The 256-nt window shown below is 30.9% G+C and carries 1 protein-coding gene; it reads right to left on the bottom strand.

What is annotated here, in order from left to right; translation table 11 throughout:
- Positions 1-58 precede the first annotated feature (58 nt).
- The coding region (locus SB764_RS42310; protein WP_410867079.1) for a hypothetical protein at positions 59-256 on the bottom strand (198 nt) is incomplete at its 5' end.

Genomic DNA, 256 nt, shown 5'->3' with positions numbered 1-256 from the left:
CTACCTCCTCCCAAAACAATGGAAATTACATTGCGTTTCATAAATATATTGCGTTTTTTTATTTTATTAAATTTACTGTTCTATTTTTAGTATTTACTCTCATGCTAAAACATTCTTTATTTTCCGCTTTTAGAGCATTATTATATACCACAACTTCATACAGCCCCGCTTTTAATTCTTTCACATCTTGGTCTACCCCATCAATTGCGATGTAATGTTTTTTAAGCTCTTCCCTAAATATTGCATTGGTAATCAG

The sequence above is a fragment of the Paraburkholderia sp. SIMBA_027 genome, assembly GCF_046535315.1.
GTDB classification, from domain to species: domain Bacteria; phylum Pseudomonadota; class Gammaproteobacteria; order Burkholderiales; family Burkholderiaceae; genus Paraburkholderia; species Paraburkholderia tropica.
This window is presented reverse-complemented; position numbering and strand designations above follow the sequence as displayed.